Below are 23,011 nucleotides of genomic sequence, written 5' to 3'. Positions count from 1 at the left end.
CTCTCTACCCGCCAGTCTTCGACGTGTAGCCCTTTTGACCAAACGGACAGAGATCTAGAACGACACAGCGATCGCACGCTGGTTTTTGATAATAACAACAGCGCTGCCCATGCAGCATTAGCACTTCATGGTTGTCGTAAACCTGTTGAGCATCCCACTCTGCAGGCAATTGGGATTCGAGAATGGCATGAGACGGTCCGACGGCAACGCTGGCAGGAATGAGACCTAAACGACACGCAACGCGATGATGGTGACTATCCACAGGAAGGGCACGACGCCGTAAGCAGCTAAACGAAAGAACGGCGGCACTCGTTTTTGGTCCAACGCCGGGAAGGGCTTCTAGCCATGCTCTAGCTTCAATTTCAGTCATTTCTGCCAGAAAGTCTAGAGAAAGCGGAGCAGTAGGGTGATCACGGCTGAGAAGATCGCTAATCAATTTCAAAACCTGTTGAATTCGTGGCGCTTTTTGATCTGCCCAAGTTGCCCGTGCGATCGCGGCTTCAACGTCTTTTACAGGCGCATCTCGAACCGCTTCCCAAGTTTCAAACTGTTCTCGCAGTTGAGCAAAGGCATGGGCAGAATCGGCATTGCGAGTCCGATGAGAAAGCAGCGCAGACACTAATTCACTCAACGGATCAAGATCGTGAAAATAGGCGATTGGGCACTCATATTCTTGGCAAAGTCGATCGTGAATTTGAATCAACTTCTGCTGAAGTTCTGGTGTCACTGTGAGTGGTACCAGTTTTCTCACACCCATAGCTGTAGATCAAACGAAGCGCAAAGACCCTTTAGTTGTAGGGCTATAAACTCTATGATTCATCCCTCTTAGATTGGAGATTAGAGGGTAGAAAAGATTGGAGTGAGATTTTCCTCAACTCGTGTAGGATCTACCGAGTCCAAGATTGGCTAATCCTCGGCGGTAGGCGATCGAGGTTTGATCTGCCCCAATATGAAACTCTGCACACAGATCGAGCGGCAAATCTTCCGGATACTGCGCCTCTACCACTTCCTTGTCTTCAGCAAAGATCTGATAGTTGAATTCGTACACTGGCTCTAGCGGCATGTCTTGATCAAAGTTGCGGCAAATCGGGCAAAATACCCGTGTCTTGCGGGCAGAAACGGGAGAGGCCGCGTTGAGGATGCAAAGCCGTCCGTCGTTTGGAAAATGAACCCTGAGCCGAGCGGTAAACGGAAAAAAGACTTCAAACACACGCAGCCATTGAAAGTCAGGAGGCGCTAAATCTTGCAACCCTTTGGGAAAATTGCTGACGGTACTGAGATATTTGGCGCAAATCCCGGTTGCGGTCTGCTCCACCTCATAGCGGGGAACCAGCGGATTGTTGCGATCGCCAAACGACTCGGCATGAACCCAGGCAAAGTGAGCCACGTCCAGAAAGCCTTCCATCTGTCGCCCTGAGGCCGCATCGAGATCGACAGCACTGGGCAGAATTTGCTGATAGTGCGGGTCATTCCACTCGTGAAACTCAGGCAAGGGAGGTTCACCTCCCGCCAGAGAAGTCCAAATCAAGCCGTAGGCTTCTTTAACGGGATACGTTTTGAGACAAAGTTTTGCGGAAATGCTGGCCGCTGGATCGGCTGGAATCAGCGCACAGCGTCCGTCTGCCGTGTAGTGAAAGCCGTGATACTTACACACCAGTTGATCGTCGCTAAGGTGTCCCATACTGAGGGGAACGCCGCGATGCAGACACAGGTCATTTGCCACTGATACACCCGTCGAGGTTCTCCAAATGACCAAGCGCTGGTCGAGCAGCGTTGCTGCGATCGGCTGCTCGTTGACCTCGCGGCTAAATGCGATCGGATACCAAAACGGAGCTAGGGCATCCCAATCGGATGGGGCAAAGGTACACCCTCTGGGATAGGTCGCTTTTTGAACGGTGTTAACCATATGTTATGACGGCTGACAACAGAACACGCACGGACAGCAACATGTAGGCTATACAATATCAGGCGTGAGAGGCGCGATCGCAGTTACCTTTGCTACTGAACAGTAAAATTTAATTCCGACGAACTTCTGTAAAGCGATCAACGGTGTACCAATTCACCCGCAATATAAACGGCATGAATAGCGCGATCGTCACCTAACATCATCATGCCAAACACTTTTTCTGCCAGTTCTTCTCGCAATTCCGTCTCTGTTGAGCCTTGTGCTAATCGGGTAGATAAACCTCCCGTGCGAGTTGCCATGATCGACGTTGCTTGCAAGTCTAGAACTACAAAATCTGCCTCTTTACCTGGATCGAAGTTACCCAGTTTGTCTTCTAACGAGAGTGCTCTTGCCCCTCCGAGCGTGGCTAAGAATAATGCTTTGAAAGCGGAGAGAGATTGGGTCTGAAGCTGGGCTACTTTATAGGCTTCGTTTAGAGTGTGCAGCATTGAGAAACTAGTTCCCCCGCCAACATCGGTTCCCAGCCCCACTTTTATAGGCTGATTGAGGGACTTGGCTTTGTGCAGTTTGAACAGTCCACTGCCCAAAAATAGGTTTGAGGTTGGACAAAAGGAGAGCGCCGCTTTTGCGGCGGATAGGCGTTTGAACTCATCCTCGCTCAAGTGGATTCCGTGGGCAAACACTGATTTTTCTCCAACTAGCCCAGCGCGATCGTACACATCAAGATAGTTCTTACACTCCGGAAAAAGTTCGGCAACCCACTCTACTTCTTTAAGATTTTCGGAAAGATGTGTGTGCAGATAAACATCAGGAAATTCTTGCAGCAGTTTTCCGGCTAAACGCAGTTGTTCATGAGTGGAAGTAATGGCAAATCGGGGCGTAATTGCATACAGTAAACGACCGTTGTTATGCCATTTTTGAATCAGTTGTTTGCTCTCTTCGTAAGCAGTTTCGGGCGTGTCAGTCAGATAGTCAGGGGCATTTCGATCCATCAATACTTTTCCTGAAATCATTCGCAGGTTACGACGGCTCGCCTCCTCAAAAAAAGCATCAACCGATTGAGGATGAACGGTCGCAAACACCAAAGCAGTGGTGGTTCCATTCTTTAGCAATTCATCTAAAAATAGGGAAGCAATGGTTTGAGCATAAGCTTTATCTCGAAACTTTCGTTCTGTTGGAAAGGTATATTTATTGAGCCACTCCAGAAGCTGCTCTCCGTAAGCGGCAATCATTTCGGATTGCGGGTAGTGAATGTGAGTATCAATAAATCCCGGCATAATGATCTTGCCAGGATACGTTACGATTTCAACTTGAGAATATTTGGCTTGCAGATCAGCATACGATCCAAAGTCTGCGATCGCGCCCTTCTCCACAATCAGCAATCCGTCAGGAATATAGCGCACACTTTCTGCATCAGATACATAAAATGGGTCGTTCACAAAATCAAGAAAAGCGCCCCGAATTGCCTGAGGTGACTGACTGCTTGCTGACGGCATAAGCTTACTCAAAATCAATTACAGCTAATGCTTGTTTAGAGCGATTTTACTAGTGAAATAGAGCGATTGATCTACAGTTGTGAATCAGTTTATTCTCTCAATAGGTAGTGAAAAGAACAATCAAACCTTTATCAAGAAAATAGAATAAGGGGCTACAAGCGACCTCTAAATTTCACTAATGTAGGAATCATACTCAAATCCGGAGCGCTAACAGATGAGTTCATTCGATTCCGAGCGTCCCCCCAGCGATCCGTCTTACACTCGTTGGCAAGCCGCGATCGCTCGTTACTTCAGATTTGGCTATTACAAAACCAACTTTCGCACCGAGATTTTAGCGGGCATCACTACGTTTATGACAATGGGATACATCCTAGTCGTCAATCCGATTATTCTCTCAAATGCAATCTTTCTTCAAACATCGGGCGATTTGTTCGCTCAGCTTGCGGTTGCAACTGCGATCGCCGCCGCGATCGGTACATTTTGCATGGGCATGTTTGCCAACTACCCGTTTGGACTCGCTCCCGGCATGGGCACAAATGCCTTTTTCGCCTTCTCTGTCGTAATCGGACTCAAAATTGATTGGCGACTTGCGCTGTCCTGCGTGTTTGTTCAAGGAATTATATTCATCATTCTGACGTTCACCGATGTTCGGCGGTTGCTGATTACGGCGATTCCTGTTTCCCTCAAACACGCTACAGCCGGTGGAATTGGGTTATTCATTGCTTATATCGGCTTGTCGGGTGATGTCGCCGCAGGCGGGGCGGGACTGATTGTTGCCAATGACGCGACGAAGACAGCGTTTGGAACCTTCGCTCAGCCGAATACTCTACTGGCAGCAATAGGACTATTAATCACAGGAGCACTGGTAGTGCGACGAATCAGAGGGGCGCTGTTATTGGGAATTTTGATCACCGCGGGGCTTGCCTGGATCTTCGGAGTTGCACCCATGCCAACCGAATTGTTTGCCTTTCCAGAATTGCCAAAAGATATTGTCGGACACGCGATCGGGGGGCTATCTCGCCTGAATGGGCAGAACTTTATCGACTGGTTAGCCGTTCTGTTTGTGTTTCTGTTTGTGGACATTTTTGACACGATTGGCACCCTCACTGGCGTCGGAATGCGAGCAGGATATATCGGTGCTGATGGCGAGTTACCGAGAGCAAATAGAGCGCTGATGGCAGACGCCGTAGCAACCACCGTAGGTCCATTGGTTGGAACGTCTAGCGTAACGACATATGTTGAATCTGTAGCCGGGGTCATTGAGGGAGGCCGGACAGGATTTACAGCGATCGTCATTGCTGCGTTATTTGCGATCGCGCTATTTTTCATTCCGCTCTTCAAAGCGATTCCTGCTTTTGCGACAACTCCTACGTTGGTGATTGTGGGAGCCATGATGTTAGTGGAGGTGAGAGAAATCCACTGGGATGACATGGCAGAGACAATCTCAGCGTTTCTCACGGTTTTTATGATCCCACTCACCTACTCGATCGCAGAAGGATTAGCGATCGGCTTCATCACGTATCCAATCTTAAAAACGTTTCAAGGCAAGGCGCGGGAAGTTCCGATCGCCACTTGGATCATTGCGAGTATCTTTATTGCTCGGTTCGTTTTTATGACCTTACGATTTGGTCGCGGTTAGGGAGCCTGTAGGCAGGGCAATCTTTCAGAGCTTGGCAATGTCGATCGCATCACAAGCTATCTATCCTAAAAACCGCTTCAGTTGTTTATACACTTCATCGTCATTCCGCTTACCCACTAGGATGACTTCTACCAAGTCTTCCTCAGCATCAAAGCGATAAATAATTCGATATTCGCCACTGTCCACACGGTAGCATCCTGGATATCCGATTAACTCTTTGCTGTCTGCGGGTCGCGGATCGATATTAAGTGCTAATACTTTTTTAGCAATTTGGGCAACGATTTTCGGCTGTAATCCTTTTAGAAAATCGAGAACAGTCTCAAGACCATCTAGCTTTGCCATGCTACAAATCGCTACTTTCCAAATTCGCTAAACGTTGAAGCTCGGCTGTAAAAGTCTCCACACCTACCATCTGAGAATTTTTGAGCGCCGTTTCTGCTAGTTGACCCAATGCACGATCTTCTAAAGCCGTCAGTTTATCGAGCAACTGCTGGTAATTTTGAGCCGACATGATGACATAGCCCGGTTTAGATTCTTCCGTCAGCAGAATTGGCTCAACGGCAGCTTTCTCTAAAACTTCGTCTTGCAATTCACGAACTTCTTTCAGGGAATAGCTTTGCATGGTGGTACAAACCTGAATGTTCTTTAAGTATTGTACTTGGATGGTTTAAGCGATCGCTTAAATGAGGATTATCGTTTGAGCGACGACGAACTCAGCAATCGCGGTACTTCTCTTGAATTTCTTGACGGATATGCTGTGTTTCCACAATGATAGGAGCCTGTACTATTTCTCATGGCGTCGTTTACTACAATCATGCCTAATGAACAGATATAAAAGAGAAATTTCGACGCTATCTACTGCAATAGCATCTTTAGGCATTGGATCACTGGTATTGCTTTCTTGTATCGTTGCGTCCAATTGGTTAGCAGTTCAGCAGGATACTAAGACTACTGCTAAAGAGAAACTGAATGCATCATTAGAAACTTCAAAGGCTATTTTTGGTGGTCTAGGAACAGTTGCTACGATCACGGGTGGTGTCGTTTTATATCTGAATTTTAGGGTTGCTAGTAAGACTGTTGCGATCGCGGAGAAAAATTTGAATATTGCTAAAAAAAAGTTAGAGCAGGACGAAGAAAAATTTAAAGAAGAATCTGAACTCACAGAATCGCGCCTCATTACAGATCGTTTTTCAAAAGCGGTTGAACAATTAAGTACTGGCAGACCCGTAGAATGTCTAGGCGGAATCTTTCTGCTGGAGAGGCTTGCAAAAGATTCTCCCAACGATCAATGGACAATTATAAAGGTTCTCAATGCTTATGTTCGAGAGAAGCTTCCGCGCTCCTCCGATAAGACGCCCAAAGGCAGCATCTCAAACTATGACAAGCAGCAAATTCAAGAATTTTAAACGTTTTAGGAAGACGCCAGGTTGAGCTAAATCAAGAAGGACTAACGCTTGATTTAAGAAAGGCTGACCTTCGCGGATTCAATTTTCCCCCAGGCAGCAACTTTTCAAACGCTGATTTTAGGGGAGCTAACCTTGCAGGAGTTACTCTTAAAGAAGTTATTTTCACAAGTGCTAATCTTCGCGATGTTGATCTTGAAGGCGCTGACCTTGGAGAAGCTGATCTTATAAATGCAAGCTTGCATTATGCAAACCTTAATAGAGCAAAGTTGAATGGAGCCGAATTAAGGGAAGCAAAATTAAACGGTGCGTTTCTCTATGACGCTGACTTTAGCGACGCCATACTTAAAGGAGCCGACTTGAGTTGTGCGCATGTACAAGGAGCAGTATTTAGAGAGGCTGACTTAGAAGACACTATTCTTTCATAAACTATCTTTTGGGATAGTAAATATTGGGAGCACCGCCATTGGGACTGGGAAATGCAGTCAGCTTGGGAGGATCATGAAGCTGAAGAAAATGAGCGTTATAAAGAAGAGATAGCAGCTTATTTAGCTGAACACCCTGAAGCTAATAAGCCTGAGCAGAAATGGAAGCCTGACTTTAGACAATCAAAGAACCTAAAGAAGGAACAATTGACATCTCACGATTGCAAAGAGGGAGTCTATGATGAGCATCTTCGTCAAGCTCTAGGTTTACCCGATTACGATTCTAGTGAATTTAGAGATGGCAGTTAGTACACTCTTAAACCTTTAAACCTGCACTTGGAACCGTTTTTCAAAACAAGGCCCCAGAGCGCACATGATGCGATCGGGGGCTTAAACCTATTCGCTTAACTCAAATTAGCGAAGACCACCTGTAACAGATGAAGGAGACAGATCCGACCAAGATTGCTTCACCAAGTCTTGATCCGCCTGAACGCTACCGAGGTAATTACCCGCAGGCAACGATGGGAAGCGCTTGTAGGGCACAACATCCTCACCAAAGTAGCGATCGTACTCCGCACTATTCACCATTGTGTCTACCGCAGCCTTGAGACCTTGACCCGCTAGAATCTTGTTGTACTCACGGATCTCAGACTGAGTTGCCGGGGCGCGACCGAGCAAGTGACGGAACAAGAATTCAATCACCTTCGTATTCGGATACGGCGCATAGAAGCGACGGACATAGATCTCCGAGCCAGCTAATGTCTTAACAAACTCGCGAACCGAGATGTCGCCATTGCGGAGCTTACTTTCAAGATCCGATCGCTTGAACTGATCGGGAACTTGACCGCTAAACACATCCATCACCTGGCAGTAGATCGCGTTGATCACCAGTTCGCTTTCGCCCTGACCCATGCCCGGATTCATCCGGTAGATGCGAGCAGGCTTACGGCGAGTTGTGCCAACTCCCACCTCAACCGACTGACCCCCACCATTTGCGTGCGATCGACCCAATTCAATAAAGAGCGGCTTGCTCTTATCGATTTGTCGCGCTTGCGCCGCAATGTTTTGCATTGCCAGTGCCGTCATCGGCATCTTCGCCGCATCCATGCGAGATTTGGTCGGGGCAAAGCTGGGAACCTCAAGCTTCTTATCTTGCTTGGTCAGCTTGTTATACAAGGTCTGCGAGTTCGGGAAGTTTGCCGCAGGCAAGGTCAAGAAGCGGTTGTATGGAACCGTATCTTCCCCAAAGGTTTCGCCGTATTCTGCGCTTGAAACCATCGTATTGATAAAGCCCTTCAGACCTTGGGTTGCCAAAATCTGGTTGTACTTGCGAATCTCCTGCTGATCGAGCGGCGCACGACCTAAGAAGTGCTTCGTACCGAGTTCAATCACCTTCGTATTCGGATACGGTGTGTAGAACTCCTTGATGTATAGGCTAGACGAACCGAGCGCTTCGATGAATTCCTTCAGGCTGATATCGCCGTTACTGAGTTGACTTTCCAACACACTGAACTCATTCTGAGCGACATAGGGTGCAATATCCCGCTCAAAGACTTGGCGATACGCTGCACCGATTACGACAGCAAGGTTTGACTTGTCGCTCACTTGCGTCAGCTTGAAGACCTTGGTTTGTTCGCGCTTCTTGCTCACGCCCTGATTGACACGGAACTGAATGTCAGGTTCGGTTCGCATGTCGCTCACTGCACCGAGTTCCACAAAGCGTGGGGTCTCTTCGCGATCGATGCGCATTCCGGTATCGGAAATCGAGCCAACGCGGGTACTTCTTAACGAAACTCCACCTGGAGTTAGGTAGCGCTCGTAAGGAACAACATCTTCATTAAAGGTTTGGCTGTATTCATCACTATCGAGAATGGCATCGATCAGCGCATAGAAGCCTTTCTTCGAGCAGATATCGAAGTACTTATTGATTTCCTGACGACCGTAGGTAGGACGACCGAGCAACCGACGGTGGATGTACTCCACTGCCTTGGTGACGTAGAGCTTCTCCCAGTACAAACTGCGGAAGAGGTTCGACTTAGCAAGGCGACGAATAAACTCACGTACGGGAATTTCACCGTTTTCAAGTTTAATTTCATCAACCTTGAGCCGCTGACCCTCATACACAGCGCGTCCAAATACTTGCAGATACGCTGCCCGGATCACTGCTTGAGTCGAACTTTCCGAGAACTTAACGCTGACGCCTTTCGAGTCTCCGCCACGTTTCGCAAAGCTGCGCGTGTAGCTAGGAACCTGATCTAGCTTAAACACTTTAGGACCAAGTGTTCCAGGAGAAATGCCACGGGCCTCTGGATTGCTCAACTGGTTATTAATTCCCGGACCACGATTGATCAAAATCCGGCGGGTGTCCTTACCAAACGGCGCTGGGCGAGCGCTGGGGTTCTTAGTTTCTTTCGGGAAGATTGCACCAAATTGAATTTCGAGCGGATCGTTTCCAGACCCATAGACGTGCTGATCGGGTAACGGGCGATCGTAGGAGGCAAAGGTTGTAAGGAATTGAGGAACCTTGCGGAAAGGCGCACTGTAATTAAATAGGTCTTGCTGCGGACCCCAGTTGCGACATTCTTGGGCTTCCTGACCAAGACCACGTAGGTAGGGGACAGTTTCTTCCCCAAAATAATCGCTGTACTCCCGAGAATCGACCAGAGCGTCGACGAGCGCGTTGAGACCACCTGCCGAGACGATCGAGAAGTAGTTTTGCACTTCTTCTCGCGAGGACGGACCGCGACCGAGAATGTGACGGAATGCTAACTCTAAAGCTCGGCTGTTGATGTACGGCTCAAAGAAATTCTTCCGGTAAAGGGGTGACTTAGCGAGGCGGCGGATGAATTCCTTCATCGAGATCGTGCCTTGCTTCACCTTCGATTCGAGATCCGATACGCTGAGCGAGTAAGCGCGAGTAATATCTCGCTCAAACACCTGACGATAGGCTGCCTTCACGACATCATTCTTCTCGGTACTCGACAGACCGGGCTTCATCGCATATTTCGGACGGCGCTCGGCAGCGTTGAAATAGATTTGTGGCAGTTGCAGACCCTGCAAATCAGTGGAAGTGCGCGGACGCAGCTTATCGGATGGCGTCGGCGCTTTGAACTCACTGATCAGCACGTCAAAATACTGACTCACGATCGTGGCGGCTTCTTCGTCATTGCGGAAGTAGCTCATCGACGCCACTTTCATCTCTTGCAGGGCAACGACTGTCGCATCTCCAGAGCAGGCGTTTTCGATGATTTCGCGCAGACCACGCGTGTTGACGGCAATGATATTGGGATCTCCCGCTACGATCGCATAAGTTGTGTAGCGCAAGAACCAACTCATGTCTCGCAGCGACTTCGCCATGTTGCTCGGACCATAGCGCGATACGTTGATCGCCCGGAATCCGGGAGGAATTGCCCCAGCGCTAGGAGTCAGGAAGAAATTCCGAATGCCGCCAAATAAGCCGCCCCCAGACCCTTCTGCATAGGTCACAGTTCCGAGCTTCATGCCCTCCTCGGTGTTCATCGTTTTGCCTGCCATCGACTTCACAGGCTCTTCTTGTGGCTTTTCTAAAAAGGCCATCGGGGAACCCCCCGTGAAGATGCGATTTGCCGCACGAGACACGATTAGTTCGGCTTTTTGCGTCAGCAACTCAGCAATGCCTAGGCGCTTGGCCCCAGACCCGAAATAGCGAGTTAGTTCGTCTAACTCCCCCCTCTGGAGGAAACGGTCTTGCTGTTCAGCTTGCGAAATTGTTGCGACGGGGACTGTTTGGTATAGTTGCGGGCGTGCAACCGAGCTTCCACCACTTGCCTTAACACTCATTAGATTCCTAAAGCTCCCATTACGGATCGTTACTGTGTTAAATCTGACCAGCATGTCACCTGGCACTGTCGTTTTTTGCTAAATCACCATTCGCAAACAGCGTCAGCTTAAAAAAGTTAGTGGTAAACAAGTACTCAGGCGCGACCAGTTCATTCTTAGAGTAAAACGATTCGGTGACTAACACTCGATTATTAACAAGTGTGTAGAAAACCTGCGTTTCACTGCCTAACCATCATAAAAGGAGAGAAAACCTATATGAGAATAAATATAAGTTTTGTAACAATAGATGTAACAAAGTAATTGCTCGTCCGTAGTTGCGGCTAAGCGTAGGGAAAATTGGAAAATGGTGTTGTAATCCTTACTGACTGCCGCTGCGTTCTAGTTTAGGAGAGGATTAATGGCGAGAAACAAGAGATGTAAGCCTTCGCTCAATCATATTTGTCCGATCTGCTGCATTCTGCCGCCTCACATGAGCGATCAGATTGTTCTGAACGGAGATTCGACGCAAAAAGAATGGGCGCTGCAAAGTATTCGGGCGTCCGAGCAGTTTCGGGAGCGTCGTGCGATCGTTGGAGCACTTAACTTCAATGTGGCGATCGCAGGAGAAAAGCGCCGCACTATCTTTGACGCGGGTACGGGAACTGATCTTCCTGGAAAGCGAGTGCGCGGAGAAGGTGATCCACCAACCGGAGATGTAATGGTAGATGAAGCCTACGATGGATCAGGCGCAACCTACGACTTTTTCTACGACATTTTCGAGCGCAACTCGATCGATAGCTTCGGAATGCGCCTAGATTCTACAGTGCATTTTGATCAGAAGTATGACAACGCTTTCTGGAATGGAAGCCAGATGGTCTATGGTGATGGCGACGGAGAGTTGTTCAATCGCTTTACAATCTCGATTGATATTATTGGGCACGAACTAACCCACGGCGTTACGCAACACGAAGCTGGATTGGTCTATAAGGGACAACCGGGCGCGCTAAATGAATCCATGTCCGACGTGTTTGGCAGCTTGATCAAGCAGCGTACCTTGAATCAGACTGCCGAAGAAGCGGATTGGCTGATCGGCGCAGGACTTTTAACTGACAAGGTAGACGGCACGGCGTTGCGATCGATGAAAGCGCCCGGAACGGCTTACGACGATAAAGTGTTGGGCAAAGATCCTCAGCCTGCGGATATGAGCAAAATTTATACCGGAAAAGCAGACAATGGAGGCGTTCATATCAACTCTGGAATTCCCAATCGCGCCTTTTATCTAGCAGCCAGCGAGATGGGCGGCTATGCTTGGGAGAAAGCCGGAAAAATTTGGTACATCGCGCTGACCGATCGGCTGCGATCGCAATCCAACTTCAAACGTGCTGCTAATACGACGGTGACGATCGCGGGTGAGTTGTACGGACGCGACAGTGATGAAAAGAAAGCCGTTCAGAATGCTTGGAAGACAGTCGGGGTGATTTAGTAGAGTTTGAACTGAGATGAAGACACTGGGATGAAAACATGAGAAAAGCAGTGTTATGCGCTATTGTTGCGGTACTTCTACTTCTTTCTTGTTCATCCCTTCATTCGTCTATGCGTGTCACCTTTGAGCGGAGTGGTGGATTTGCTGGATTGATCGTGACAACCTCAGTAGACACGGCAACCTTACCTGCTACTGAAACCGAGCAACTCCAGCATCTTGTTCAGTCGGCAAACTTTTTTGGATTGCCCGCCGAGATCCCGGCTGCCCCACAACCGGATCGGTTTCAGTATGAGATTACGATCGAAGATGGCAACCAGCACCACACGGTGAGAGTTGGAGAGGCAAGTGTTCCTGAATCGTTGCGTCCGTTGTTGAACTGGTGCATGGAAAAAGCACGGCGCGGTTAGTAGAATGCCCTCTCCCTGCGAGAGGGCATTTCAGGAAATCCAAGATTGATTAGGTTCTACGACGCTAGCCCAACTAACTTGGCGCTCAAGTCCCACATCTTCTTAGCTTTGTTGTCGTCACTCGCTTCATCAGACACTTCCTGCACAAATGACTGACGCCCTTGCTTCTGGCGATTGCCCCAACTCCAATACACACCAGACGTGTTGTACTCAGGATTGGCAACCACTTCTGCCACGCGATCGCCCGCTAATTCTTCAGAAACATATCCGCCCGTGATGTTCTTCTGAAACCACGGAAAGATCTTCTGGAACAACGGGTAGCTGTTGCGGAACAGGGCTGTTGTCGCGACGCATCCCGGATAGAGAGAACTGAAGGTGATGCCCGTTGAGTCGTGATACCGACGGTGTAACTCTCGCATCGTCAGCACGTTACACAGCTTACTGTCTTTGTAAGCCTTGCCTGCTTTAAACGGCTTGCCGTCAATCATTGCGATCGGCGCTTTAAAGCCTGCCTCAAAACCTTTGAGATCACCTAGGTCGGGAGGTGCAGGAATCGGAATCTTACCGCCCAGCTCCTTTGGATTGGCGGTTACAGTACCCAAAATAATCAGCCTCGGCTCTTGAGCGCCAGACTTTTGCAAGTCCTCTAGCATGAGGTTACACAAGAGGAAATGTCCGAGATGATTGGTCGCAACGCTTAATTCATATCCATCGACGCTGTATAACGGTTCTTTTAATAACGGCATGTATACAGCAGCATTGCACACTAAAACATTTAGAGGTCTACCGCTTTCCCTAAAGTTTTTCACAAACTGCCTAACACTCGTTAAGCTAGCGAGGTCGAGATGCATAATTGTGTAGCTGTCGGGCGGCATCTCAAGCGCTTGAACTGCTTTCTCCGTTTTCGGAAGATCTCGACATGCCATGATCACATGCCATTGCCCTGTCTGCGAAAGCGCTCTTGCGGCTTGCAAACCGACGCCTGATGATGCGCCTGTAATGACAACCGTTGACTTTCGATCCTGTTCCATGCTGCCTAAACTCCACCAATAAGCGCAAGTGATTACCTTTAGGATCTCATACCGTGGGTGAGTCGAGGGACGTGATTCTAAATGAAAGATTTCTAGAATTTGTGCATCCGATTAGCCGCGATCGCCGTACTACAAATGTTCATAACTATTCCCAGTTTGTCGTTTGTGTTCAATAATGTGACTACCCTCTTGAGCGCGTTGCGTTGGCGGTTCATTTGAGTTTCACTATTGTGCATCATGCAGTTTGAGTCATCTAGTAGCCCCGATAGTTCCTCTCAACAAACTGATACGGAACTCTACCGTTTGTTGAGGGCCGGACGGGCGGATGTTCTAGGAATTCTCTATGATCGTCATGTAGGACTAGTCTATGGAACGGCACTCAAAATTTTGACTGATCCTCAAGAGGCAGAGGACTTGACTCAAGACATTTTTCTAATGCTGGCTAAAAAATGTTCCTACGATCCGGCTCGCGGGTCACTAAGAACGTTTCTGGCGATTTTGACGCGATCGCGCTCGATTGACCGGCTGCGATCGCGCACTAGCTCTCGCGAATCCTTGAGACGATGGCAGACAAACCAATCTCCAGAGGGTGGGGTCGATTCTCCCTCAGAGTATGCCTCTCAACTCGAACAGTCTCAGGAAGTACAGGCCGCCCTCACGCAGCTTTCTAGCGATCAGCAGCAAATTTTGCGATTGGCTTACTACGAGGGGCTGAGTCAGTCTCAGATTGCTGAGCAACTCAATTTGCCTTTGGGCACCGTAAAAACCAGAGCCCGGCGGGGGCTAATTAAGCTGCGCCAAACGCTCACAGATTACACGAGGTAAGCATTTACTATGGCTGGGCCGCTGCCGTCAGAACAAATAGAGCTACTAGTTGCAGGCTATGTGTTGGGAGATTTGGATGCTGAAGAGGCAGAAGAATTTCAGCGGCTCTTGGCGACCGATCCTACGATCGCGCAAGCCGTCGCGCAAATGCAAGATGCGCTAGAACTCTCCTTTGCGCCGTCCGAGGCTGCGCCGCCTGCTCACCTGCGTGATGCCATTCTCAATGCCAATCGGGCTTCCCATGCCAATCGGGCTTCGGCTGATCCGAGTCCGTCCTCTGGCCGTAAATTTCCGATTCGGCTCAGACAAATCTTAGAACTTCTAGCAGCAGGGCTAATTATTGCTCTAGCCATCAATAACTATCAGCTGCGGCAATCTCAACAAGCGTCTCAAAGTCCAGTCCAGCCTCAAAATAGATTGACTTACGCACTGCGCAGCACAACTCCGGATCTACCAGCCGCCGCTACAGTTGCGGTCGATCCCAAGAGCCTGGAAGGAACGCTAACGGCGAAGAATTTGCCTCCTTTACCTCCAGGAAAGGTCTATGCTCTGTGGACAGTTCTGAAGCCAGGAGCGCCTTTCACCACCGATTCGCAAAATGCGATTTTAACGGATGTGTTTCAAGTCGATGCTCAAGGAAATGCCGCTCAAGCTCTTGCGGTGTGTGATGTTCATCGTTCTAGAGAATGGGTTGCCGCTGTTGCTGTCACCGTAGAGGATGCTGCTGCGCCTCAAAAGCACCAGAGTAAGCCCATTTTAGTGGCAGCTTTATGAAATTTGTCGATTCGCAAGGCTCCCCAAACCGCGTTAGCTTAGAGAGGATGGTTTGACGGAGTTTACAAGCATGGATCAGCCACTACACGTTGTGGTGATCGGGGGTGGAGCGGCAGGATTTTTTGGCGCAATTGCGTGTGCCAACTCCAATCCTCAAGCTCATGTCACCATTTTAGAAGCTGGGCATCAGTTCCTCTCGAAGGTTCTAATTTCAGGTGGCGGACGTTGCAATGTGACGCACGCCTGCTTTGAGCCAGCCTTGCTGGTACAACATTATCCAAGAGGCGGAAAAGCATTGAGAGGGGCGTTCTCGCAATTTCAAGCGCAGCATACGGTGGACTGGTTCCGCGATCGCGGCGTTGCCCTCAAGACCGAAGCCGACGGACGGATGTTTCCCGTGACCGATGATGCCCGCACAATCGCCACCTGCTTGATCGACCAAGCTAAATCATTAGGCATCACCCTCCGACTTGGTGCGGCAGTAAAGTCGGTTGTAAAAAAAGATGATGGATTCAAACTAGAGTTACGTTCAGGTGAAATCCTGAGCGCCGATCGCGTTTTGATTGCCACAGGCAGCAATCCAAATGGACATCAGTTTGCGCAAGCGCTAGGACATACGGTTGAACCACTTGTTCCATCCCTGTTCACCTTTAATGTAGTGGATGAGCGCTTGCAAGATCTTGCAGGCGTAGCGGTTGATCCAGTTCGATTGCGGCTGCAAACAGAGGACAGCAAAACGAAGCTAGAGCAGACTGGAGCCTTGTTAGTAACACATTGGGGCTTAAGCGGTCCGGCGGTGCTAAAACTGTCGGCTTGGAGTGCAAGATTTCTGCATCAGCATCACTACCGAGCTACGTTGCAGATTAATTGGTTGCCGCAGCACAATCCCGAAACGTTGCGACAAGAGCTAACGGCAGTGAGAAACCAAATTTCGAGAAAAACGATCGCGGCAAATTGTCCGGTGATGATTCCTCGCCGCCTTTGGGAGAAACTCGTTGCCAGTGTTGGCATCGATCCCGAAATGCGTTGGGCAGAACTTTCTAATAAAACAATGGCAGCCTTGATTGGAGAACTCACGCAAGGCAGTTATGCGATCGCGGGCAAAGGCGTCTTTAAAGAAGAATTTGTCACCTGTGGCGGTGTTAGTTTGAAGGAGGTCAGCTTCAAAACGATGGAAAGCCGATGCTGCTCTGGACTTTATTTTGCAGGAGAAGTATTAGATATCGATGGGGTAACGGGTGGATTTAACTTCCAAAGCGCATGGACGACGGGTTGGTTGGCAGGACAAGCCATGAGTCAGTAGCTAAAAACTAGCTTGCTAGCATTGCTGTACGCTTTAATGCTCAAAAGTGCTACTCAGAATAATTTTGCGATGCCCGAAATGGGGGAGCAATTTACTCAACAACATCTCAAAAAGCGGGCAGCGAGAATCGAACTCGCATCAATAGCTTGGAAGGCTATGGTTTTACCACTAAACTATGCCCGCGAACGTCTTTAATTCGCTGTTTGTCATAATAGCACAGTTTACTACTACATTCCTACCCCCACGACCTTACTGCTTGAATACTCCTACCAGCCTTCTGATGTTTTGACTTTACCTACATCTCCATTCTGACTGTATCATTTCTAAATTAATTCGCTAAAATGGCAGTCAGTGAGAGCAGTAGTTTTGCTTGTCACTAAATTTCGTGAAATTCAGTCGTTTCATGAGAAGTGGGGGACACCCACTTTTTTTATTTGGAGGGTAATCTGTCGATGGCGCATCCTTTAATTCCCCAAATTCTGGATCTAGCTGCTCCGGTAGCTCAGTCATTGGGCTTAGAAGTGGTGACAGCCGTATTTCATACCCATCAGAGTCCGCCTGTTTTGCGGGTTGATGTGCGGAATCAAGAGGACGATACAGGACTGGAAGATTGCGAACAGATGAGTCGCGCTCTAGAAGCAGCTTTGGATGAGTCCAATTTGATTCCTGATGCTTATGTTTTAGAGATTTCAAGCCCTGGAATTCCAAACTCGCTGACAACTGACCGGGAATTTACCTCATTTCGGGGGTTTCCAGTTATCGTTACGACCTCTGAGCCCTTCAATCATCGAGCCGAATGGAGCGGCAATTTAGTGCGCCGAGACGAGGATGCAGTTCACATCAACTTAAAAGGACGCTCGATCGCAATTCCTCGTTCTTTAGTGAAAACGGTTCACTTGGCTGATGGCGAAGAGTAACTCTTTCTAACAACTCAATACTACGGAGATTAATTTTATGTCAATGGTCGCTTTGCCCGGACTCAAAGACATGATCGATGGCATCAGTCGCGATCGCAACCTGCCTAAGCTATCGGTTCAAGCTGCCCTGCGTGAGGCGTTGATCAAAGGCTACGAGCGCTTCCGTCGGACTCAGAAGATGGATAGCAATCTGTTTGATGAAACCTATTTTGATAACTTCGAGGTTGAGCTAGACATCGAAGAAGAAGGTTTCCGCGTGTTGGCAACGAAAACGATTGTCGATGAAGTTCAAAATCTAGATCACGAAATCGGGCTAAAAGAAGTTCAGGAAGTTGCAGCTGAAGCTCAAACTGGAGATACGGTTGTGCTAGATGTTACACCTGATCAAGGCGAGTTTGGGCGGATGGCCGCCATTCAAACCAAGCAAGTCTTGGCTCAAAAACTGCGGGATCAACAGCGCAAATTGGTGCAAGAAGAATTTCAAGATTTGGAAGGCACTATTCTTCAGGCAAGGGTATTACGCTTCGAGCGGCAGTCGGTGATCATGGCGGTCAACAGTGGCTTTGGTCAGCCCGAAGTTGAGGCAGAACTGCTCAAGCGGGATCAACTTCCCAACGATAACTATCGGGCGAACGCCACCTTCCGAGTGTATCTCAAGAAAGTGAGTGAAGGCTCTCATCGCGGCCCTCAGCTTTTAGTGTCTAGAGCGGACGCAGGCTTGGTCGTCTACCTATTTGAGAACGAAGTTCCTGAAATTCAGGACGATGTCGTGCGAATTGTAGCGGTGGCGCGAGAAGCCAATCCTCCGTCTCGCTATGTCGGTCCTCGGACCAAAATTGCAGTAGATACCTTAGAGCGAGATGTCGATCCCGTGGGTGCTTGTATTGGAGCACGCGGTTCTCGAATACAAGCCGTGGTGAATGAATTACGAGGCGAAAAAATAGACGTGATTCGATGGTCGCCTGATCCAGCTACCTATATTTCCAATGCATTGAGTCCTGCACGTGTGGATGAGGTGCGTTTAGTTGATCCCGAAGGGCGACAAGCACACATCTTAGTCGGAGAAGATCAGCTGAGTCTCGCGATCGGTAAAGAAGGTCAAAACGTCCGACTCGCCGCACGGCTGACGGGCTGGAAAATTGATATTAAAGATAGCAAGAAGTACGACGCAGAAGCAGAAGGCGAGAAGATTTCAGCCGCGATCGAAGCCCGTCGTCAGGCGCAAGAAGCCTACGAGGAGGAGGAAGAATATTTGGATGAGGCTGACGAAACGCCTGAAACCGAGCCTCAAGAACCGCTTGTGGAGGTTGCTGCTCAAGGGGAATTGGAGTCAGAGTAGTGCTTTGTTAAGCAAAGGGTGAGGGACGCCTACGGTGACACTTCGCAAACAGGGAGAAAACTAGTCTTGATTCTTATTGGATCCCTCCTTGCGAAAGTGGAGCATTACCCTCCCTCATCCCTCCGGTTCTCTTCTGCCATCATGCTGCCAAACTACCGTCGCTGTATCAGTTGTCGCAAAGTTGCTCCGAAAGAAGCCTTTCTTCGAGTCGTCCGCCTCTATCCTTCCCATGAGATTGCGTTGAATCAGGGAATGGGACGATCGGCGTACTTATGTCCACAGAGTGGCTGCCTTCAGATTGCCCGTAAAAAAGATCGGCTCAGCCGTGTTCTAAAAGCTCCTGTTCCTGAGTCCGTTTATCAAGCGCTTACACAGCAGCTTGAGTCTCACCCACTAGTTAAGCGTCAGCAGTTGGGCAATGATAGACCTACGATAGAATAAAGGCAGCATCCTAGAAGCAAACTGTCGCCCAACACTCGCTATAATTGCGAAACTTAATAGACCAAAACAATCGAGACGCTAAGATGATCTCAAAATCGCTGATACAATCTATCCGTCTTTCATTCGTCTAGAATTCTAAAGTAGAGTGAAATTCTAATGGTGTGAGATAGGCTAGTCTGTAGAAGGCTGCTTAGCTAAAATCTTCTGGGCGGCTTTCAAGTTAAGTTTCTTACAGGCTTCATTTGCGAAGCCACTGCCACCAACTGATCAAATCAAATGTCGTTTTAGTCAGAACAGAAGGCAACTTATGTGACAACACGTGGATCGAACGAGGGAAGAGTGGATGAACAACGGCAAAGTCAGAATTTACGAGCTATCGAAAGAATTGAATTTGGACAATCGAGATATTCTTGCTATTTGTGAACAACTAAATATCGCAGTCAAAAGCCATAGCAGCACCATCAACGAGACGGAAGCCGAGCGCATCCGGTCTGCGGCAGAAAAATACGCCGCCAGCCATCCTGCTTCGACGAAGGCGCCTCCTGCCCGTCAAGCCGCCCATTCCCCATCTGTCGATTCTAGAAAGAAAACGCCCTTGAATATTCAGAAGAAACAGCAAATTTTAGAAATTCGCCGTCCGATTACCCGCTCAGCCCCACCTGAGCAGGCTCCCGAATTGCGATCGCCCTCTGCTCCTCAACCTCCAGCGGCACAAGCTCCAAGCGCTCCTGCTAAACCCAGTGAGCCAAGCCGCCCACCCGTGGCCGCTAATCCGCCTGCCGCTGCTAAGCCACCTGCCGCTGCTAAGCCACCTGTGGCCGCTAATCCGCCTGCTCCAACTCCAACCCCGGCTTCAGTGGTGGAGCCTGAGCCCGTTGATGAAGCGCCTCTTCCAGTCGAGGAAGTGCCTCCAGTTGCCCCAGCTGCTGTTGAGCCTCAGCCCGTAGCTCCTCAACCCGCCCCAGAAGCCCGGAAGCAGCCTTTGGCCTCTCCTCCCCCTCGTCCGGCTCCCCCATCGCGACCGGGCTTGAATAGCAAGCCAATTCTGAAGCGCGATCGCCAGCCTGAAGCAGTTGAGAGTGCTGAGGCTCCGCAGGAGGGACGCAATCAGCGGGATACCGCTAGACCCCAACGATCTGCAGCTCCAAATGGCAAACGTCCGGGTCAACCCGCAAAGCCTGCTGAAGGGGCAAGACCTCAGCAAGTGGTTGAATTGCGTCGCCCTAAACCGATGCAGGCAGGTAGCGAGGATATCCAAGATGGGATTTCCGTGATTCAGCCGATTCTGAAGGCAGATCGCCCGGTTAAGCCCCCTACAAGTCCTCAAGAGGCGGCTGAGCTTCAGCTCAATCGTCCGACTCCTCCTAAACCTAAGCGCGGGAAGGTTTGGGAAGACGAGGAGGAAGAAAACCAAGAGTCAGCGAAAGCCCCGGCCAAAGGGAAGCGTCGTGCTCAGCCTCGAATTGATGAGGATGATGATGATCTCGATTTGCTGGATGAAGAAGATGCAAGCGGTGTGACGTCTACTCAGGTCAGCCTGTCGTTAGCGCGTCCTGCTAAGCCTAAAGGCTTACCGGGCCAGCCAGCTAAGCCCGCTGCGATCGCAGCACCAACCCAGCGCAAAAAGGGAGGAAGCAGCCTTCGTGATCGTCGCGATCGCCGTAACCAGGAAACTAAGGTTGAGCGGCCAGAGATCATCGAAGTCACAGGTGGTCTAACTGTGCAAGAGCTATCCAATTTGTTGGCAGTCTCTTCGACTGAAATCATCACGAAGCTCTTCATGAAGGGAACGGCGGCAACGATTACCCAGACTTTGGATGTCGAGACTATCGAAATGATTGCCGAAGAGTACGGCATTCTGGTCGAGAAGGGTGAGAAACAGGCTGCCGCTAAGAAAGTGACCGAGATGGTCGATGCCTCCGATCGCGAACTGCTTCAACGGCGTCCTCCGGTGGTCACGATTATGGGTCACGTTGACCACGGTAAAACAACCCTCCTTGACTCGATTCGTAAAACGAAGGTGGCGCAAGGTGAAGCGGGTGGAATCACTCAGCACATTGGAGCCTACCACGTGGATGTCGAGCATAACGGCAAACCGGAACAGGTAGTGTTCCTCGATACGCCGGGACACGAAGCCTTCACGGCTATGCGGGCACGCGGTACGCGAGTCACAGACGTTGCCATTCTAGTTGTAGCTGCCGATGATGGGGTTCAGCCTCAGACAATTGAAGCAATTAGTCACGCGAAGGCGGCAGAAGTGCCGATCATCGTGGCGATTAACAAAGTCGACAAAGAAGGCGCTCAGCCCGATCGCGTCAAGCAAGAACTCACAGAATACGGTTTGGTACCGGAAGAGTGGGGCGGTGACACGATTATGGTTCCCGTCAGCGCAATTACAGGGGATAACCTCGATACGCTGCTCGACATGATCCTGTTGGTCTCTGAAGTCGAAGATCTCTATGCCAACGCTGACCGAGCCGCTAGAGGAACGGTCATCGAGGCTCACCTTGATAAGGCGAAAGGTCCGGTTGCCACCTTGCTGATTCAGAATGGAACGTTGCGAGTCGGTGACATTTTAGTCGCTGGTTCATCGCTAGGTAAGGTCCGGGCAATGGTTGACGATCGTGCTCAGCGTGTCCAAGCTGCCTCTCCTTCCTTTGCGGTGGAAGTTTTAGGCTTGGCTGACGTTCCAGCTGCGGGAGATGAATTCGAGGTCTTCCCAGATGAGAAACAGGCGCGGGCAGTCTCGTCGGCGAAAGCGGATGAACAGCGTCAGTCGCGGCTATTGGCAGCAATGTCGTCTCGCCGCGTCAGCTTGAATACTCTGTCTGCTAAGGCTCAAGAAGGCGAACTGAAAGAACTCAATCTCGTTCTCAAAGCGGACGTACAGGGTTCTGTCGAAGCAATTCTGGGATCGCTAAGGCAACTGCCACAAAATGAGGTTCAAGTCCGGGTTCTGTATGCGGCTCCGGGTGAAGTCTCTGAAACGGACGTTGACTTGGCGGCGGCGAGTGATGCAGTCATTATCGGCTTCAACACAACGCTGGCAACGGGAGCACGTCAGGCGGCAGATCGAGCAGGGGTCGATGTGCGAGAGTACAACATCATCTACAACTTGCTCGATGATGTCCAAGGTGCGATGGAAGGTCTGCTAGAACCTGAACTGGTTGAAGAACCATTGGGTCAGGCGGAAGTTCGTGCCGTCTTCCCGGTAGGTCGCGGGGCAGTTGCAGGTTGCTATGTGCAGTCTGGTAAGCTGATTCGGAACTGCAAGGTGCGAGTGCATCGGGGTAATCAGATGCTTCACGACGGCAACTTGGATTCGCTTAAGCGGATGCGAGAAGACGCACGTGAAGTCAATTCTGGTTACGAGTGTGGTATTGGTTTAGATAATTTCAACGACTGGAAGGAAGGCGATATTATCGAGGCTTACCGCATGGTGACGAAGCGTAGAACATTAGCCAGATAGATTGGATTCTATAACTTGTAGCCCACAGTCTGATGTCACTTGACGCAGGTTGTGGGCTACAAGCTTTTAGTACGTTTAGAAATCCGAATTGTGTAGTGTGGCGGCTAATGCCGTGCTGAGAAGTCAAGCTTGCGGAACATACGTTTGAGGACCTGCTCGACCGAGTTTTGGGTGATCCAAAGCTGCGCGCTCCAATTTCTGAGCTTGTGTAACGTTTTGCAACTAGAGTGGCGATTTGTAATTCGCGCGGCGTGAGTTGGCGAACGGAAGAAATGCCGAGTTGCGTTTCCTTCGGAGTTGCGCTTTGCGCTAATTGCGCTTCTTCTAGGGTTGTACTTTGCTCTGATCGCATCCT

The 23,011-nt window shown here is 49.6% G+C and carries 20 protein-coding genes and 1 tRNA gene; 13 read left to right on the top strand and 8 right to left on the bottom strand.

The features are described 5' to 3' along the window. Nucleotides 1-4: 4 nt before the first annotated feature. From AC5I6P_RS01750 to guaD, 3 genes are all read right to left on the bottom strand, one after another. Nucleotides 5-757: an endonuclease III domain-containing protein gene (locus AC5I6P_RS01750; RefSeq protein ID WP_495692039.1), complete on the bottom strand. Its 753-nt coding sequence runs from the start codon at nucleotides 755-757 to the stop codon at nucleotides 5-7. Between the two features lie 114 nt (nucleotides 758-871). Beyond that, the gene (locus AC5I6P_RS01745) at nucleotides 872-1,906 is read right to left on the bottom strand and encodes a Rieske 2Fe-2S domain-containing protein (RefSeq protein WP_495692038.1); all 1,035 of its coding nucleotides are present in this window, start codon (nucleotides 1,904-1,906) and stop codon (nucleotides 872-874) included. A 137-nt stretch (nucleotides 1,907-2,043) separates the two neighbouring features. Next, nucleotides 2,044-3,402, bottom strand: a complete 1,359-nt coding sequence (guaD, locus tag AC5I6P_RS01740; RefSeq protein WP_495692037.1) for a guanine deaminase — start codon at nucleotides 3,400-3,402, stop codon at nucleotides 2,044-2,046. Between the two features lie 214 nt (nucleotides 3,403-3,616). Here guaD and AC5I6P_RS01735 point away from each other — a divergent pair, with 214 nt between their 5' ends. After that, nucleotides 3,617-5,041, top strand: coding sequence for an NCS2 family permease (locus AC5I6P_RS01735; protein WP_495692036.1), 1,425 nt, complete (start codon nucleotides 3,617-3,619; stop codon nucleotides 5,039-5,041). A gap of 60 nt (nucleotides 5,042-5,101) precedes the next feature. Here the strand turns inward: AC5I6P_RS01735 and AC5I6P_RS01730 are convergent, their stop codons facing one another. Further along, a complete protein-coding gene (locus tag AC5I6P_RS01730; protein WP_495692035.1) occupies nucleotides 5,102-5,383 on the bottom strand; it encodes a type II toxin-antitoxin system RelE family toxin in 282 nt (93 codons plus the stop codon). 1 nt (nucleotide 5,384) lies between these two features. Continuing rightward, nucleotides 5,385-5,663, bottom strand: coding sequence for a prevent-host-death protein (locus tag AC5I6P_RS01725; RefSeq protein WP_495692034.1), 279 nt, complete (start codon nucleotides 5,661-5,663; stop codon nucleotides 5,385-5,387). Nucleotides 5,664-5,862: 199 nt separating this feature from the next. Here AC5I6P_RS01725 and AC5I6P_RS01720 point away from each other — a divergent pair, with 199 nt between their 5' ends. Genes AC5I6P_RS01720 through AC5I6P_RS01710 form a run of 3 tightly spaced genes read left to right on the top strand, consistent with a single transcriptional unit; the run spans nucleotide 5,863 to nucleotide 7,178 of the window. Next, the gene (locus AC5I6P_RS01720; protein WP_495692033.1) at nucleotides 5,863-6,447 is read left to right on the top strand and encodes a hypothetical protein; all 585 of its coding nucleotides are present in this window, start codon (nucleotides 5,863-5,865) and stop codon (nucleotides 6,445-6,447) included. Next, nucleotides 6,441-6,872 (top strand): pentapeptide repeat-containing protein, encoded by a 432-nt coding sequence (locus AC5I6P_RS01715; RefSeq protein ID WP_495692062.1) that lies wholly within the window; start codon nucleotides 6,441-6,443, stop codon nucleotides 6,870-6,872. Before AC5I6P_RS01720 ends, AC5I6P_RS01715 begins: the two co-directional genes overlap by 7 nt. Before the next feature lie 51 nt (nucleotides 6,873-6,923). Beyond that, the gene (locus tag AC5I6P_RS01710) at nucleotides 6,924-7,178 is read left to right on the top strand and encodes a hypothetical protein (RefSeq protein ID WP_495692032.1); all 255 of its coding nucleotides are present in this window, start codon (nucleotides 6,924-6,926) and stop codon (nucleotides 7,176-7,178) included. Between the two features lie 105 nt (nucleotides 7,179-7,283). On the opposite strand, the gene AC5I6P_RS01705 is transcribed toward AC5I6P_RS01710, so the two are convergent. After that, on the bottom strand, nucleotides 7,284-10,688 hold the full coding sequence (locus AC5I6P_RS01705; protein WP_495692031.1) for a phycobilisome rod-core linker polypeptide: 3,405 nt from the start codon (nucleotides 10,686-10,688) through the stop codon (nucleotides 7,284-7,286). Between the two features lie 397 nt (nucleotides 10,689-11,085). On the opposite strand from AC5I6P_RS01705, the gene AC5I6P_RS01700 reads away from it, so the two are divergent. Together AC5I6P_RS01700 and AC5I6P_RS01695 are read left to right on the top strand one after the other, a co-directional pair. Beyond that, entirely contained in the window at nucleotides 11,086-12,150 is a 1,065-nt protein-coding gene (locus AC5I6P_RS01700; RefSeq protein ID WP_495692030.1) for a M4 family metallopeptidase, read from the top strand. Nucleotides 12,151-12,260: 110 nt separating this feature from the next. Then, nucleotides 12,261-12,557, top strand: coding sequence for a protealysin inhibitor emfourin (locus AC5I6P_RS01695; RefSeq protein ID WP_495692029.1), 297 nt, complete (start codon nucleotides 12,261-12,263; stop codon nucleotides 12,555-12,557). 56 nt (nucleotides 12,558-12,613) lie between these two features. Here AC5I6P_RS01695 and AC5I6P_RS01690 read toward each other — a convergent pair whose 3' ends face one another. Beyond that, nucleotides 12,614-13,588 (bottom strand): protochlorophyllide reductase, encoded by a 975-nt coding sequence (locus tag AC5I6P_RS01690; RefSeq protein WP_495692028.1) that lies wholly within the window; start codon nucleotides 13,586-13,588, stop codon nucleotides 12,614-12,616. 237 nt (nucleotides 13,589-13,825) lie between these two features. On the opposite strand from AC5I6P_RS01690, the gene AC5I6P_RS01685 reads away from it, so the two are divergent. The 3 genes from AC5I6P_RS01685 to AC5I6P_RS01675 all read left to right on the top strand — a co-directional run bounded on the left by AC5I6P_RS01685 (nucleotide 13,826) and on the right by AC5I6P_RS01675 (nucleotide 16,490). Next, nucleotides 13,826-14,413, top strand: coding sequence for a sigma-70 family RNA polymerase sigma factor (locus AC5I6P_RS01685; RefSeq protein WP_495692027.1), 588 nt, complete (start codon nucleotides 13,826-13,828; stop codon nucleotides 14,411-14,413). A gap of 9 nt (nucleotides 14,414-14,422) precedes the next feature. Beyond that, the gene (locus AC5I6P_RS01680; protein ID WP_495692026.1) at nucleotides 14,423-15,187 is read left to right on the top strand and encodes an anti-sigma factor; all 765 of its coding nucleotides are present in this window, start codon (nucleotides 14,423-14,425) and stop codon (nucleotides 15,185-15,187) included. A gap of 70 nt (nucleotides 15,188-15,257) precedes the next feature. Continuing rightward, the gene (locus tag AC5I6P_RS01675) at nucleotides 15,258-16,490 is read left to right on the top strand and encodes a BaiN/RdsA family NAD(P)/FAD-dependent oxidoreductase (RefSeq protein ID WP_495692025.1); all 1,233 of its coding nucleotides are present in this window, start codon (nucleotides 15,258-15,260) and stop codon (nucleotides 16,488-16,490) included. A gap of 112 nt (nucleotides 16,491-16,602) precedes the next feature. On the opposite strand, the gene AC5I6P_RS01670 is transcribed toward AC5I6P_RS01675, so the two are convergent. Next, nucleotides 16,603-16,673 (bottom strand) — tRNA-Gly (locus AC5I6P_RS01670). 269 nt (nucleotides 16,674-16,942) lie between these two features. On the opposite strand from AC5I6P_RS01670, the gene rimP reads away from it, so the two are divergent. The 4 genes from rimP to infB all read left to right on the top strand — a co-directional run bounded on the left by rimP (nucleotide 16,943) and on the right by infB (nucleotide 22,656). Continuing rightward, nucleotides 16,943-17,407 (top strand): ribosome maturation factor RimP, encoded by a 465-nt coding sequence (gene rimP, locus AC5I6P_RS01665; RefSeq protein ID WP_495692024.1) that lies wholly within the window; start codon nucleotides 16,943-16,945, stop codon nucleotides 17,405-17,407. 37 nt (nucleotides 17,408-17,444) lie between these two features. Then, the gene (gene nusA / locus AC5I6P_RS01660) at nucleotides 17,445-18,746 is read left to right on the top strand and encodes a transcription termination factor NusA (RefSeq protein ID WP_495692023.1); all 1,302 of its coding nucleotides are present in this window, start codon (nucleotides 17,445-17,447) and stop codon (nucleotides 18,744-18,746) included. A 141-nt stretch (nucleotides 18,747-18,887) separates the two neighbouring features. Further along, a complete protein-coding gene (locus tag AC5I6P_RS01655; protein WP_495692022.1) occupies nucleotides 18,888-19,187 on the top strand; it encodes a YlxR family protein in 300 nt (99 codons plus the stop codon). Nucleotides 19,188-19,530: 343 nt separating this feature from the next. Next, nucleotides 19,531-22,656 carry a translation initiation factor IF-2 gene (gene infB / locus AC5I6P_RS01650; protein ID WP_495692021.1) on the top strand — a complete coding sequence of 1,042 codons (3,126 nt, stop codon included), beginning with the start codon at nucleotides 19,531-19,533 and terminating at the stop codon, nucleotides 22,654-22,656. Nucleotides 22,657-23,011 lie beyond the last annotated feature (355 nt).

Source organism: Myxacorys sp. (genome assembly GCF_059501405.1).
This window is presented reverse-complemented; position numbering and strand designations above follow the sequence as displayed.